Source organism: Rheinheimera sp. KL1, from assembly GCF_001275035.1.
GTDB classification, from domain to species: domain Bacteria; phylum Pseudomonadota; class Gammaproteobacteria; order Enterobacterales; family Alteromonadaceae; genus Pararheinheimera; species Pararheinheimera tangshanensis.
On record NZ_LAMX01000041.1, the window covers coordinates 1 to 15,588 of the forward strand.

Sequence of the window (15,588 nt, forward strand, 5' to 3'; positions counted from 1 at the left end):
CGATGGTGCCCACGTTAACGTGCGGTTTATTACGTTCGAATTTAGCCTTAGCCATTTTAATTACCTTCTGTTAAATAGATCCAACTTAAAGTGGACCAAATTAAGTGATTAATCGTTACTACCAGTACTGCTACGAGCTGCAATAATTGCTTCAGTCACGTTATTTGGTGCTTCCATATACTTCAATGGTTCCATTGAATAAGAAGCACGGCCCTGGGTCAATGAACGCATGCTGGTTGCATAACCAAACATCTCGGACAAAGGCACCTGAGCGTCAACGATCTTGATACCACCAGGAGCATCTTCCATACCATTGATGATACCGCGACGACGGTTTAAGTCACCGACGATGTCACCCATGAAGTCTTCCGGTGTCACCACTTCAACTTTCATGATAGGTTCAAGGATCACTGGCTTAGCTTGCAGTGCGCCTTTTCTGAAGCCCATAGAGGCGGCAACTTTGAACGCCATTTCGTTTGAGTCCACATCGTGGTATGAACCATCGAATACGGTAACTTTCACGTCAATGACCGGGTAACCAGCAAGGATACCGTTTTTCATCTGTTCGATAACGCCTTTGTCGATAGCAGGAATGTATTCTTTTGGAATCACACCGCCAACAACAGCGTTAACGAACTCATAGCCTTTGCCTTCTTCCTGAGGTTCGAGTTTCAGCCAGCAATGACCAAATTGACCGCGACCACCAGATTGACGAACAAATTTACCTTCAACTTCAGTGCTGGCGCGAATAGTTTCGCGATAAGCGACCTGAGGTTTACCAACGTTGGCATCCACTTTGAATTCGCGTTTCATACGATCCACGATGATTTCCAAGTGCAGCTCACCCATACCAGAAATAATAGTCTGGCTGGTTTCTTCGTCGGTGTGAACACGGAATGATGGATCCTCAGCAGCAAGCTTGCTCAGAGCAACACCCATTTTTTCCTGGTCAGCTTTAGTTTTTGGTTCCACTGCAACTGAAATTACCGGTTCCGGGAATTCCATACGTTCCAGTGTAATGATGTGGTCAGGGTCACATAGGGTGTCACCTGTAGTCACATCTTTAAAACCTATACCGGCAGCAATATCACCTGCACGAACTTCTTTGATTTCCTGACGGTCATTGGCGTGCATCTGCACGATACGACCAATACGCTCTTTCTTTTGCTTCACAGGGTTATACACACTGTCACCAGAGTTAATCACGCCAGAGTAGCAACGGAAGAAGGTTAATGTGCCAACAAAAGGGTCAGTTGCGATTTTAAACGCAAGTGCCGCAAATGGCTCATTGTCATCAGAATGGCGAATGCCTTCTGATTCATCTTCGTTAATACCTTTAATCGCTTTCACTTCTGTTGGTGATGGTAAGTATTCAATCACAGCATCAAGCATCGCCTGAACGCCTTTGTTTTTGAATGCAGAACCACAAAGCACAAGCACAACTTCGTTAGCAAGAGTACGTTGGCGCAAAGCTGCACGGATTTCGTCTTCAGTCAGCTCTTCGCCTTCTAAATAACGCTCCATCAACTCTTCATTGGCTTCAGCTGCTGCTTCTACCATGTTTGCACGCCACTCTTCACACTCAGCAAGCATATCCGCAGGAATATCTTCATACGTGAAGGTCATACCCTGGTCAGCTTCGTTCCAGTTGATGGCTTTCATTTTTAACAAGTCAACCACACCACGAAAGTTCTCTTCAGAACCAATAGGTAACTGAATAGGCACTATGGTGTGATTCAAACGGTCACGGGCTTGCTTTACAACTCGCAGGAAGTTAGCGCCAGTGCGGTCCATCTTGTTCACAAAGATCAAACGTGGAACTTCATATTTATTTGCCTGACGCCATACTGTTTCGGTCTGAGGCTGAACGCCTGAAGACCCACAAAGTACGACAACAGCACCATCTAAGACACGCAGAGAACGTTCTACTTCAATAGTGAAGTCAACGTGCCCTGGTGTATCGATGATGTTTACACGATGTTGAGGGTACTGGCCCTGCATACCACGCCAAAAAGTCGTAGTAGCAGCAGACGTGATAGTGATACCACGTTCCTGCTCCTGTTCCATCCAATCCATCGTGGCGGCGCCGTCATGAACTTCACCGATCTTGTGAGACAAGCCGGTATAGAACAAAACTCGTTCAGTTGTCGTGGTTTTACCCGCGTCAACGTGAGCACAAATACCAATATTGCGGTAGAGCTCAATAGGAGTTGTACGTGCCACAATCGAATCCTCTTAAAAAGGCCTGTCTTACCAGCGGAAATGAGCAAACGCTTTGTTTGCTTCAGCCATACGGTGAACGTCTTCACGTTTCTTAACAGCAGAACCTTTATTCTCAACGGCATCCAGCATTTCACCAGCTAAACGCTGAGCCATTGATTTCTCGCCACGTTTACGGGCAGCTTCAACCAACCAACGCATAGCTAAAGCGTTACGACGAACCTGACGAACTTCACATGGAACCTGATAAGTAGAACCACCCACACGGCGTGATTTAACTTCTACAGTAGGACGAATGTTGTCTAATGCAACTTCGAACAGATCCAGTTCAGCTTTCTTAGATTTTGTCGCAGCGATGTCTAATGCGCCGTATACAATTGATTCAGCTGTAGATTTTTTACCGTCGATCATTACGACGTTTACGAACTTGGCAAGTAATTCACTTCCGAACTTAGGATCTGGAAGGATTTTACGTTGACCTATGACGCGTCTTCTTGGCATTCGAAACTCCGATTGCTTCAGGGGATTCCAAAACTTTTAATGAAAAAAGTTACTTAGTTTGGCCTTACTTAACGGAGTTAAGTTATTTGTTCTTCGGCCGTTTAGCGCCGTATTTAGAACGGCCTTGCTTACGATCTTTAACGCCTGCACAGTCTAAAGTGCCGCGTACGGTGTGATAACGCACACCTGGAAGGTCTTTTACCCGGCCGCCACGGATCAGAACAACACTGTGTTCCTGTAAGTTGTGGCCTTCACCGCCGATGTAAGAAGTCACTTCGAATCCGTTAGTTAAACGAACACGGCATACTTTACGTAATGCAGAGTTAGGCTTCTTAGGTGTGGTGGTGTATACGCGGGTACAAACACCACGCTTCTGTGGGCAAGCTTCAAGCGCCGGAACGGTGCTCTTAGCGACCACCAGGCTGCGCGGCTTGCGCACTAGCTGGTTGATTGTTGCCATTAAATACTCCTGGTTAATAACTACCTATAAACGTGAAAATTCCGCACCCAGTTTTGGGGCTGCGGAATTCTACTGGTCAACCTTTGACCTGTCAAGGAACAAAAAGGGGTGGTCAGTTGCTGGCAACCACCCCAATCTGCGGCTCCGACTTATTCGTCGTTGCCTGACAAGTCCATATTCAGAGCATCAGTCAGAGCTTGTTCAGCACTTTCTGCACTCATCGCCGGTTCAGCGACTTCGCCATTGGCGATACGTTGACGCTGACGGATACGGTTTTGGTGATACGCAAAACCAGTACCTGCCGGGATCAAACGACCGACAATAACGTTTTCTTTCAGGCCACGCAGCTCGTCGAACTTTCCGCCCACTGCAGCTTCTGTTAATACGCGCGTAGTTTCCTGGAACGACGCCGCAGAAATGAAAGAGTCGGTCGACAGCGATGCTTTGGTGATACCAAGCAACGAGCGCTCGTACTTCGCAGGGATCTTACCTGCAGCTTCCAGTTCAGCGTTTGCAATATTAACGCGTGACACTTCCGCCATTTCACCTTCTAAGAACTCACTGTCACCTGGGTGAATGATTAAACATTTACGCAGCATTTGACGAATGATGGTCTCGATGTGCTTGTCGTTAATTTTAACGCCTTGCAGACGGTATACATCCTGTACTTCGTTCACGATGTAACTGGCTACATGGTGAATACCACGTAAGCGCAGAATATCGTGTGGTGACTCTGGACCTTCGGAGATCACTTCACCTTTCTCGATACGTTCACCTTCGAACACGTTCACCTGACGCCATTTCGGGATCATCTCTTCATGAGAATCACCTTGCTCTGGTGTAATGATCAGACGACGTTTGCCTTTAGTTTCTTTACCGAAGCTAATAACACCAGAGATTTCCGCCAGGATGGCAGGATCTTTTGGCTTACGGGCTTCGAATAAGTCGGCAACGCGTGGCAGACCACCCGTGATGTCGCGTGTTTTCGAGCTTTCTTGAGGAATACGAGCTAATACAGCACCGGCTTTTACATTTGAACCATCAGCCACTTCAATAGTGGTGAAGCTCGGTAAGCGGATTTCCTGTAATGCACCGTCGTCCATTTCTAAAATTAACTTAGGTTCTTTCGCATTGGCCTTGGACAGGTCTTTCACCACGGTACGGGTTAAACCAGTCAGGTCGTCCTGCTGAACTTCAGTGTTGGTATCGTCCACATCGCTGTGTGATACCTTGGCACCACGTTCTACGATAATTGGGTGTGAGTGCGGATCCCAGCTTGCAACGATTTGGCCTGATGTAACCTTAGCGTTGTCATCTGTGGCTAACACAGAACCGTATGGCAGCTTGTAACGCTCTTTCTCACGACCTTGCTCGTCGAACACTGTGACTTCAGCTGAACGCGACGTGATAACAATTTTGTTGTCACTATTACGTACGAACTTAGCGTTGTGTAACTTCAGGATACCTGAGTTCTTCACTTGTACGCTGTTCTCAGCCGATGACCGTGACGCCGCACCACCGATGTGGAATGTACGCATCGTTAACTGTGTACCTGGCTCACCGATAGACTGAGCAGCGATAACGCCTACAGCTTCACCAGCGTTGATGATATGGCCACGGGCCAAATCACGACCGTAACACTTGGCACACACACCAAAGTTGGTCTGACAGGTAATTACAGAACGAACATAAACTTCGTCAATCGAGTGTTTTTCAATCGCATCACATAGCTTCTCGTCAAGCATGGTGCCGTCTTCAACCAGCACTTCGCCAGTTGCAGGAACCACCACGTCGCCGATCACAACACGACCTAATACGCGCTCACGCAGACCTTCTACAACGTCACCACCTTCAATCAGTGGCTTCATCATGATGCCTTCTGTTGAGCCACAGTCAGATTCAGTCACGACTAAATCCTGTGCAACGTCAACCAGACGACGGGTCAGGTAACCGGAGTTTGCTGTTTTTAACGCTGTATCCGCCAAACCTTTACGAGCACCGTGAGTAGAGATGAAGTACTGAAGTACGCTCAGACCTTCACGGAAGTTCGCTGTAATTGGCGTTTCGATGATTGAACCATCTGGTTTAGCCATCAGACCACGCATACCGGCTAACTGACGGATCTGAGCTGGAGAGCCCCGTGCGCCAGAGTCGGCCATCATATAAACAGAGTTAAATGACGGTTGAGTGACGGTGTTGCCATCGCGATCCACAACTGACTCTTTCGATAAGTTGTCCATCATCGCCTTAGATAAGGCTTCGTTGGCAGTTGACCAAATGTCGATGACTTTGTTGTACTTTTCACCGGCCGTTACTAAACCTTGTTGGAACTGGTCCTGGATCTCAGCCACTTCAGCTTCTGCAGCAGAAATGATATCAACCTTGGCTGCCGGGATGACCATATCGTCAATACCAACAGACACACCAGACAACATGGCGTAATGGAAACCTGTGTACATGATCTGATCCGCTAAAATAACGGTGTTTTTCAGACCAATACGGCGGTAAGAACCGTTCAGTAAACGTGAAATCTGTTTCTTACCCATAGCCTGGTTGATTGAATCAAAGGCTAAGCCTTCCGGCATGATGGAGTACAGAATGGCACGGCCTACTGTAGTGTCGCGTACTGCAGTCACAGAAGAACGGGTACCGTCTTCGGCAATAGTCACTTCAGTGATACGCACTTTGACACGAGCGTGTAAGCTGGCAACACCGGCACGGAATGCTTTTTCAGCTTCCTTGGCATGTTTAAAGATCATGCCTTCGCCTTTGGCGTTTACCGCATCACGCGTCATGTAATACAGACCCAATACAACGTCCTGAGAAGGAACGATGATTGGTTCACCGTTCGCTGGCGACAGAACGTTGTTCGTCGACATCATCAGCGCACGGGCTTCTAACTGAGCTTCAATGGTCAGAGGCACGTGAACGGCCATCTGGTCACCGTCGAAGTCGGCGTTGTATGCAGCACACACCAATGGGTGTAACTGGATAGCCTTACCTTCGATCAGTACAGGTTCGAATGCCTGAATACCTAAACGGTGCAATGTAGGAGCACGGTTTAACAGCACCGGATGTTCACGGATCACTTCGTCCAGAACGTCCCATACAGCGCCTTCTTCACGTTCAACCATCTTTTTAGCCGCTTTAATAGTAGTGGCTAAACCGCGGGCTTCTAACTTACCGTAGATGAAAGGCTTGAATAACTCTAAAGCCATTTTCTTTGGTAAACCGCACTGATGCAGACGTAAAGTAGGACCTACTGTGATTACAGAACGGCCTGAGTAGTCAACACGCTTACCTAACAAGTTCTGACGGAAACGACCTTGTTTACCTTTGATCATATCGGCCAAAGATTTCAGAGGACGCTTGTTTGAACCCGTGATAGCGCGACCGCGACGACCGTTGTCTAACAACGCATCGACAGCTTCCTGCAACATACGCTTTTCGTTACGTACGATGATATCAGGAGCTGACAGGTCCAAAAGACGCTTCAGACGGTTGTTACGGTTGATCACACGGCGGTATAAATCGTTCAGATCAGAGGTAGCAAAACGGCCACCGTCCAATGGAACTAAAGGACGCAGATCCGGTGGCAGTACTGGCAGTACTGTCATGATCATCCACTCTGGTTTATTACCAGAAGTGTGGAATGCTTCCATCAGTTTCAGACGTTTGCTGATCTTCTTACGTTTGGTTTCAGAGTTGATGGTTGGCAACTCTTCACGCATTTGTTTGATCTCTGTTGCCAGATCGATGCCACGTAAAATGTCCAGAATTGCTTCTGCACCCATTTTGGCTTCGAACTCGTCGCCGTGCTCTTCCAGCACATCCAGATACTCTTCTTCAGTCAGCATCTGACGACGCTCTAAAGAAGTCATGCCTGGTTCGGTCACAACATAAGATTCAAAATACAGTACACGTTCGATATCACGTAATGTCATATCTAACAGCAAACCGATACGGCTTGGCAGAGATTTCAGGAACCAAATGTGGGCTGTTGGGCTGGCCAGTTCAATGTGACCCATACGTTCACGACGTACTTTAGTCAGCGTAACTTCAACACCACATTTTTCACAGATCACACCACGGTGTTTTAAGCGTTTGTATTTACCACACAGACACTCGTAGTCTTTTACCGGGCCAAAAATCCGGGCACAAAACAAACCATCGCGCTCTGGCTTGAAGGTACGGTAGTTGATCGTCTCAGGCTTTTTCACTTCACCAAAAGACCATGAACGGATCATGTCTGGTGAAGAAAGGCCGATACGGATCACATCGAACTCTTCAGTTTTAGTTTGTTGTTTCAGAAACTTTAATAAGTCTTTCACCTTTGCTCTCCTGTAAGAGGTTAACCAGCAAGGGGCGGCGTACCGCCCCGGACAATTCGATTAGTTTTGCTAACCGGGGTTATTCCTCTTCCAATTCGATGTTGATACCGAGTGAACGGATCTCTTTCATCAATACGTTGAAAGATTCTGGCATGCCTGGTTCCATGCGGTGGTCGCCATCCACGATGTTTTTATACATCTTGGTACGGCCATTCACGTCATCAGACTTGACTGTTAACATCTCTTGCAGCGTGTATGCTGCGCCGTATGCTTCCAGAGCCCACACTTCCATCTCACCGAAACGCTGACCACCAAACTGAGCTTTACCGCCCAATGGTTGTTGGGTAACCAGACTGTACGAACCAGTAGAACGGGCGTGCATCTTGTCGTCTACCAAGTGGTTCAGTTTCAGCATGTACATGTAACCCACAGTCACCTTACGTTCGAAGGTATTGCCGGTACGACCATCGTACAATGTGATCTGACCGCTGGTCGGTAAGTCACCTAAAGTTAACAGCTCTTTGATTTCGCTCTCTTTAGCGCCATCAAACACTGGAGTAGCTACAGGTAAACCTTTACGCAGGTTTTCTGCTAAACGACGCACTTCATCATCGGTGAAGCTGGCGATATCCACGTCTTGACGTGATTCACCCAGTGCATAGACCTTTTTCAGGAACTCACGGATTTCCGCGACTTCTTTCTGGTCTTTGATCATGCCGTCAATCTTGTCACCTATACCACGGGCCGCTAAGCCTAAGTGAGTTTCAAGGATCTGACCGATGTTCATACGAGACGGTACACCCAGCGGGTTCAATACGATATCAACCGGCTGACCTTTTTCGTCATATGGCATGTCTTCAACAGGAACTATGGTAGAAACCACACCCTTGTTACCGTGACGACCGGCCATCTTGTCACCAGGCTGGATACGACGTTTCACAGCTAAGTACACTTTAACGATCTTCAGAACGCCTGGAGCTAAATCGTCACCCTGAACAATCTTGCGACGTTTGGCTTCGAATTTCTTATCGTATTCAATACGGATTTCTTCGTACTGAGCCGCTAATTGTTCCAGATCGTTTTGCTTATCTTCATCAGCCAGGCTGTAGCCTAACAGAGCATCACCACGTAAGCCGTTCAGCTTAGTGCGGTCAACGCCTGTACTTTCAACCAGGTTGCGGGCACGTGAGAAGATACCTTCTTCAAGGATACGGAATTCTTCATTCAGGTCTTTCTTCGCCTGTTTGACTTCCATTTCTTCGATTTCACGGGCACGTTTGTCTTTTTCAACGCCATCACGGGTGAATACCTGAACGTCGATCACTGTACCAGTGACTGAGTTAGGCACACGTAATGAGCTGTCTTTTACGTCAGAAGCTTTTTCACCGAAGATAGCGCGTAACAGTTTTTCTTCCGGAGTCAGCTGGCTTTCACCTTTAGGTGTCACCTTACCCACCAGAATGTCGCCGCCTTTCACTTCAGCACCGATGTAAACGATACCGGCTTCGTCCAGCTTAGATAAAGCAGACTCACCTACGTTTGGAATATCAGCAGTGATTTCTTCAGGCCCTAACTTAGTATCACGAGCGATACAGCTCAGTTCCTGAATGTGAATAGTGGTTAAGCGATCTTCCTGTACTAAACGCTCGGATAACAAGATCGAATCTTCGAAGTTGTAACCGTTCCACGGCATGAATGCCACGCGTAAGTTTTGACCTAAAGCCAGTTCACCTAAATCCGTAGACGGACCATCGGCCAGTACATCACCACGTTCAATCGGCTCACCATGGTTTACGCATGGACGCTGGTTGATACAGGTGTTCTGGTTAGAACGGGTGTATTTAGTCAGGTTGTAGATGTCGATACCAGCTTCACCGGCAACCATTTCTTCTTCGTGTACTTTAATTACGATACGGCTGGCGTCGACATAGTCAACAGTACCACCACGTTTCGCCACTACAGTGACACCAGAGTCTTTGGCTACAACACGTTCTACACCAGTACCTACTAACGGCTTATCAGCACGTAAGGTAGGAACGGCCTGACGTTGCATGTTTGAACCCATTAATGCACGGTTGGCGTCATCGTGTTCCAGGAACGGGATCAGAGCAGCAGCAACAGATACGATCTGCTGTGGTGCAACGTCCATATACTGAACCTTGTCGGCCGGCATTAAGGTGAATTCGTTTTTGTAACGGCACGGTACTAAATCTTCAACCAGACGGTTTTCTGCGCTTAACTCGGCGTTCGCCTGAGCGATAACAAAGTTACCTTCTTCAATCGCAGATAAGAAATCGACTTCGTCAGTCACAATGCCATCTTCAATACGACGGTAAGGTGTTTCGAGGAAACCGTATTCGTTGGTCTGAGCAAACATAGACAGCGAGTTGATCAAACCGATGTTTGGACCTTCAGGCGTCTCGATTGGACAAACACGACCGTAGTGTGTTGGGTGAACGTCACGTACTTCGAAGCCTGCGCGCTCACGGGTCAAACCGCCCGGGCCTAACGCAGAAATACGACGTTTGTGCGTTACTTCTGACAGTGGGTTGTTCTGGTCCATAAACTGAGACAGCTGGCTTGAACCGAAGAACTCTTTCACCGCAGCAGAAATAGGCTTAGCGTTGATCAGATCCTGTGGCATCACAGCGTCCAGATCACCTAAAGACAGGCGCTCTTTTACTGCACGTTCCACACGAACTAAACCAACACGGAATTGGTTTTCAGCCATTTCACCGACAGAACGGATACGTCTGTTACCTAAGTGGTCGATATCGTCCACTTCGCCTTTACCGTTACGAATGTCGATTAAGACTTTCATTACCGCCAGGATATCTTCTTTTGACAGAACGCCTACGCCAGTGCCTTCTTCGAAATCAACACGACGGTTGAACTTCATCCGGCCTACAGTGGACAGATCATAACGGTCTTCAGAGAAGAATAGATTTTCAAATAAAGTTTCAGCAGCTTCACGCGTTGGTGGCTCGCCTGGACGCATCATACGGTAGATTTCTACCAATGCTTCCATGCGGTTGCTGCTTGGATCGATCCGGATGGTTTCAGAAATATAAGAACCTTGGTCCAAATCGTTAATGTAAAGAGTTTCGAAAGTTTCGTAGCCCGCTTTGGCTAGTTTTGCTAACAGCTCCAGTGTGAGCTCTGCGTTCGCCTCGGCAATAATCTCTCCGGTTGAACGGTCAGCGTAATTTTTTGATAAAACGCGGCCTACTACATATTCATGAGGTACTTCCATCAGTGTCATGCCAGTTTTTTCTAACTGACGCACATGACGGGCAGTAATACGACGACCAGCCTCGACTATCACTTCGCCATCGTTGTCTTTGATATCAAAAGCAGCTGTTTCACCACGTAAGCGGTTTGCCACCACTTCCATCAACAGTTTGCCGTCTTTAATTTCAAAACGGGTGCTTTCGAAGAACGTACTTAAAATATCTTCAGTACTTAAGTTCAGCGCACGTAACAAAATAGTGGCTGGTAATTTACGGCGACGATCGATACGCACGAACAGGTTATCTTTGGCATCAAACTCAAAGTCTAACCATGAACCACGGTAAGGGATCACGCGAGCATTGTATAACACCTTGCCTGAGGAGTGCGTTTTGCCACGGTCGTGGTCAAAGAATACACCTGGGCTACGGTGCAGCTGAGAAACGATAACACGTTCAGTACCATTGATCACAAAGGTACCGTTTTCAGTCATCAATGGGATTTCGCCCATATAGACTTCTTGTTCACGGATATCTTTGATTGTACCAGGCACTTCTTTATCAAATAACACCATGCGCAGTTTGACACGCAGCGGAGCTGAGTAAGTCACACCACGAATTTGGCACTCTTTGACATCAAAAACCGGCTCACCAATGCGGTAGCTGACATATTGCAGCTCGGCACTGCCTGAGTAGCTTTTGATTGGAAATACAGAACGGAAAGCAGCTTCTAAGCCGTATCCACCTTCTGGATCGGGTTCGATAAATTTGCTGAACGACTCAATTTGAATCGACAACAGATATGGCACGTCCAAAACCAAAGGACGTTTGCCGAAGTCCTTACGGATACGTTTCTTTTCAGAATAAGAGTAAGTCATGGGGTTCCTCAGCTAGCTGATTTTTTACCCTACCTACTCGAGGGGCGGCTTGAATGTTACCGACATGGCAACATTAGGGTGGGGAAAATCAATGTCCCACAGCGCAAAAAGGCCGGTGGTTATTTCACCACCAGCCTAGCCTGAAATCAGGCGTATAATCTAGAAAAATCTAGATTATTTAACTTCAACAGTAGCACCAGCTTCTTCTAACTCTTTCTTCAGAGCGTCAGCTTCTGCTTTAGAAACTGCTTCTTTAATTGCAGCTGGAGCAGCTTCAACTAAATCTTTAGCTTCTTTCAGGCCTAAACCTGTTGCGCCACGTACTGCTTTGATAACAGCAACTTTGTTCGCGCCAGCAGCAGCCAGAATTACGTTGAATTCTGTTTGTTCTTCAACAGCAGCAGCTGGACCAGCAGCAACTGCAACAGCAGCAGCAGCAGAAACGCCGAATTTTTCTTCCATAGCGCTAACTAATTCTACAACTTCCATAACAGACATTGCAGCGATAGCATCTAAGATTTGATCTTTAGTAACTGACATTGCTCAGATTCCTAAATTAAGGGGACGTATCCCGTATTAAACTTTAATTCTAAACAAAACGTAAAATTACGTTGCTTAGGCTTGTTTTTGGTCGCGAACTGCGGCGATGGTACGTACCAATTTGCCAGCTGCTGCTTCTTTCATAGTGCTCATTAAACGTGCGATAGCTTCGTTGCGCGTTGGCAATGATGCTAAAACGTCAATGCTTACTGTGGCGCCATTGAAGGCTGCGCCTTTCAGCTCAAACTTAGCATTGTCTTTCGCGAAATCTTTGAAGATACGCGCTGCAGCACCTGGGTGCTCTTTAGAGAATGCAATCAGTGTTGGGCCAACGAACGCGTTGCTTAAACACTCGAACTCGGTGCCTGATACTGCACGGCGTACTAACGTGTTACGGACAACTTTCATCCACACGCCAGCTTCACGGGCCTGCTTACGCAGTTCTGTGATTTTACCTACAGTGACACCACGAGCGTCTGCAACTACCGCAGATAAAGCACCTATGGCAGCTTCTTGAACTTCAGCAACGATCGCTTTTTTGTCATCAAGCTTAATAGCCATTGGCTCTTAACTCCTGGTTCATCCAGACGGTATTGTCTGGTTGCCTACACAACGTTAAAAAGTAAAAACTTACTGTTTAACGCGCGATTTACGGTGAGAGCCAGATTGATAGGAATCTTTCTGGGGCTAACACCGTCTGCGTAGGTTGTATTTTTAAGCCACGCCTTTTAAAAAATTTGCGGCACCTACGGTCTTGGACGGAAGCCGGAGATTTTGTAAACAAAGTCCCGGCTTCTACCCGAATTTTTGAGCGCGAGATTATAAAATAACCACGCACTCCTGTAAAGCAGCTATTTCAGCGGGCTGAATTAGATTTTGGCGTCTAAAGAAGCCTGGTCTAAAACGATACCAGCGCCGTGCGTAGTAGAGATAGTTACTTTCTTGATGTAAGTACCTTTAGCTACTGATGGCTTAGCACGCTTTAATGCAACTAACAGAGACTCGATGTTCTCTTTCAGTTTGTCAGTATCGAAGTTCACCTTACCGACTGTAGAATGGATGATACCATTCTTGTCGTTACGGTAACGAACCTGACCAGCTTTCGCGTTCTTCACTGCTTCAGCAACGTTTGGAGTCACTGTGCCAGTCTTAGGGTTAGGCATTAAACCACGTGGGCCTAAGATCTGACCTAACATACCAACAACACGCATTGCGTCTGGAGAAGCGATAACAACGTCAAAGTTCATCTCGCCTTTCTTAACTTGTTCAGCTAAGTCTTCCATACCCACGATGTCAGCGCCTGCAGCTTTAGCAGCTTCAGCGTTAGCACCCTGAGTGAACACAGCAACACGTACAGTGCGGCCGGTACCGTGAGGTAACACAGTAGCGCCACGAACGTTTTGATCTGACTTACGAGCGTCAATACCCAGGTTGATGGCAACATCAACTGATTCAACGAACTTGCCAGCTGTTAATTCTTTTAATAACGCAACTGCGTCATTGATCGCGTATTCACGAGTAGAATCTACTTTTGAACGGATTAATTTAGCACGCTTTGATAATTTAGCCATTGATTAACCCTCCACCACTAAGCCCATTGAACGGGCAGTACCAGCAATAGTGCTCAGTGCTGCTTCGTCGCTACCTGCTGTTAAATCAGCACGTTTGATCTTCACGATCTCTTCCAGCTGAGCAACAGTCACTTTACCCACTTTCTGGGTATTAGGACGGCCTGAACCACCTTTTAAACCAGCAGCTTTCAATAATAAGAAAGATGCAGGTGGGGTGCGGGTTTCAAATGTAAATGAGCGGTCGCTGTATACAGTGATCACTACTGGAATAGGCATGCCTTTTTCCAGTGACTCTGTACGGGCGTTGAAGCCTTTACAGAATTCCATGATGTTCACACCGTGTTGACCCAATGCTGGACCAACTGGTGGCGACGGGTTTGCCATACCAGCTTTAACTTGTAATTTTACAAGTGCCGTGACTTTCTTTGCCATGTTTCACCTCAATTTAGGGTCTCAGCCTCGTAAGTGCGAGGACACTTACTCAAACGGCTCCCCTGACGTTAAAAAAGGCCGCGATTATATTTTAATCAGCGGCCCGATACAAACTATTTCTACTTAAGCTTTTTCGACCTGGCCAAATTCCAGTTCAACAGGAGTTGAGCGACCGAAAATCAACACGGACACCTTCACGCGGCTTTTCTCGTAATCCACTTCTTCAACCACACCGTTAAAGTCAGCAAATGGACCTTCAGTCACACGTACCACTTCACCGGCTTCAAACAGAGTTTTAGGTTTCGGCTTATCAGCGTTATCTTGCAGACGGTTCAGAATAGTGTCAGCTTCTTTCTGGCTGATAGGCGCAGGACGGTCTGAAGTACCACCAATGAATCCTAATACACGTGGCACGCTTTTGACTAAGTGCCATGCTTCTTCACACATTTCCATCTGCACTAACACATAGCCAGGGAAAAATTTGCGTTCAGACTTGCGTTTTTGGCCAGCGCGCATTTCAACAACTTCTTCAGTTGGAACAAGCACTTCGCCAAACTTGTCTTCCATATTCTGGATCTTGATATGCTCACGCAATGAAGTCGCTACGCGCTGTTCAAAACCCGAAAAAGCCTGAACTACATACCAACGCATTTTTCCTGACATAACTTAGATCCCCAGACCTGTGATAAATGATACAAGGCTTAATAAAATTGAATCTAAGCCCCAAAGTAATAATGCAACAATCAAGGTTGCAACCATTACAATAATAGTGGTTTGCATGGTTTCCTGACGGGTTGGCCATACAACTTTGCGAACTTCAGTTCTGGCTTCTTTCGCAAACTCAATAAATGCAGCGCCTTTGTTAGTCTTGGCAGCAATAAAAGCGGCCAGGCCGACTAAAACCACTATGCTTGCAGCTTTTTCAACTGCAGAAAACTCATATATATAGTTCGCTGCGACCATCAGGGTCAGCAGAACTAAGACGCTCAGCCACTTGACTAAATCTAAGCCGCCTTTTGGGGTTTCACTCGTTGCATTCATGCTTTAACTCACTTTCCCATGGCTTGTTGTTACAAGCTACTACTTCGACTAACGTGTAAACACCTTAGCGCCTAATATAAGTGGCAGGGGCGGAGGGATTCGAACCCCCAACCATCGGTTTTGGAGACCGCTGTTCTACCAATTGGAACTACGCCCCTACAGAAAATTGTGCAAACTACTGAAGCAGTCCCACAAAAATAGCCGCTCATTATACTGTCTTAGACGACTAAAACAAGACAAGGATCGGACTTGAAACTATTTAATCAGGGTAAGCAGTGTTGAACTCAAGCCTGTCGTTGTTAATTTTCCGGCTTTAGCGAACAAAGCTATACAAAAAAGGCCCCGAAGGGCCTTTTTCAAAGTTCTGACAATTAAGCCAGTACTTTA

The 15,588-nt window shown here is 46.9% G+C and carries 11 protein-coding genes and 1 tRNA gene; all 12 read right to left on the bottom strand.

The features are described 5' to 3' along the window. Positions 1–108: 108 nt before the first annotated feature. The 12 genes from fusA to WH43_RS19090 all read right to left on the bottom strand — a co-directional run bounded on the left by fusA (position 109) and on the right by WH43_RS19090 (position 15,359). Complete coding sequence (gene fusA / locus WH43_RS19035; protein ID WP_053426128.1) at positions 109–2,223, bottom strand: elongation factor G; 2,115 nt, start codon at positions 2,221–2,223, stop codon at positions 109–111. A 27-nt stretch (positions 2,224–2,250) separates the two neighbouring features. Then, positions 2,251–2,721, bottom strand: a complete 471-nt coding sequence (gene rpsG, locus WH43_RS19040) for a 30S ribosomal protein S7 (protein WP_046520306.1) — start codon at positions 2,719–2,721, stop codon at positions 2,251–2,253. An 82-nt stretch (positions 2,722–2,803) separates the two neighbouring features. Next, entirely contained in the window at positions 2,804–3,181 is a 378-nt protein-coding gene (rpsL, locus tag WH43_RS19045) for a 30S ribosomal protein S12 (protein ID WP_053426129.1), read from the bottom strand. Between the two features lie 149 nt (positions 3,182–3,330). Further along, entirely contained in the window at positions 3,331–7,512 is a 4,182-nt protein-coding gene (rpoC, locus tag WH43_RS19050; protein WP_053426130.1) for a DNA-directed RNA polymerase subunit beta', read from the bottom strand. Between the two features lie 79 nt (positions 7,513–7,591). Next, entirely contained in the window at positions 7,592–11,617 is a 4,026-nt protein-coding gene (gene rpoB, locus WH43_RS19055; RefSeq protein ID WP_053426131.1) for a DNA-directed RNA polymerase subunit beta, read from the bottom strand. A gap of 174 nt (positions 11,618–11,791) precedes the next feature. Then, entirely contained in the window at positions 11,792–12,157 is a 366-nt protein-coding gene (gene rplL, locus WH43_RS19060; RefSeq protein ID WP_053426132.1) for a 50S ribosomal protein L7/L12, read from the bottom strand. 75 nt (positions 12,158–12,232) lie between these two features. Beyond that, positions 12,233–12,718, bottom strand: a complete 486-nt coding sequence (gene rplJ, locus WH43_RS19065; protein ID WP_053426133.1) for a 50S ribosomal protein L10 — start codon at positions 12,716–12,718, stop codon at positions 12,233–12,235. A gap of 308 nt (positions 12,719–13,026) precedes the next feature. Further along, positions 13,027–13,728 carry a 50S ribosomal protein L1 gene (gene rplA / locus WH43_RS19070; protein ID WP_053426134.1) on the bottom strand — a complete coding sequence of 234 codons (702 nt, stop codon included), beginning with the start codon at positions 13,726–13,728 and terminating at the stop codon, positions 13,027–13,029. A 3-nt stretch (positions 13,729–13,731) separates the two neighbouring features. Continuing rightward, complete coding sequence (gene rplK / locus WH43_RS19075; RefSeq protein WP_053426135.1) at positions 13,732–14,160, bottom strand: 50S ribosomal protein L11; 429 nt, start codon at positions 14,158–14,160, stop codon at positions 13,732–13,734. A 123-nt stretch (positions 14,161–14,283) separates the two neighbouring features. After that, positions 14,284–14,811, bottom strand: a complete 528-nt coding sequence (gene nusG, locus WH43_RS19080) for a transcription termination/antitermination protein NusG (protein ID WP_147905537.1) — start codon at positions 14,809–14,811, stop codon at positions 14,284–14,286. Positions 14,812–14,826: 15 nt separating this feature from the next. Next, positions 14,827–15,201 carry a preprotein translocase subunit SecE gene (secE, locus tag WH43_RS19085; protein WP_053426137.1) on the bottom strand — a complete coding sequence of 125 codons (375 nt, stop codon included), beginning with the start codon at positions 15,199–15,201 and terminating at the stop codon, positions 14,827–14,829. A gap of 81 nt (positions 15,202–15,282) precedes the next feature. Next, a tRNA-Trp gene (locus tag WH43_RS19090) sits at positions 15,283–15,359 on the bottom strand. Positions 15,360–15,588 lie beyond the last annotated feature (229 nt).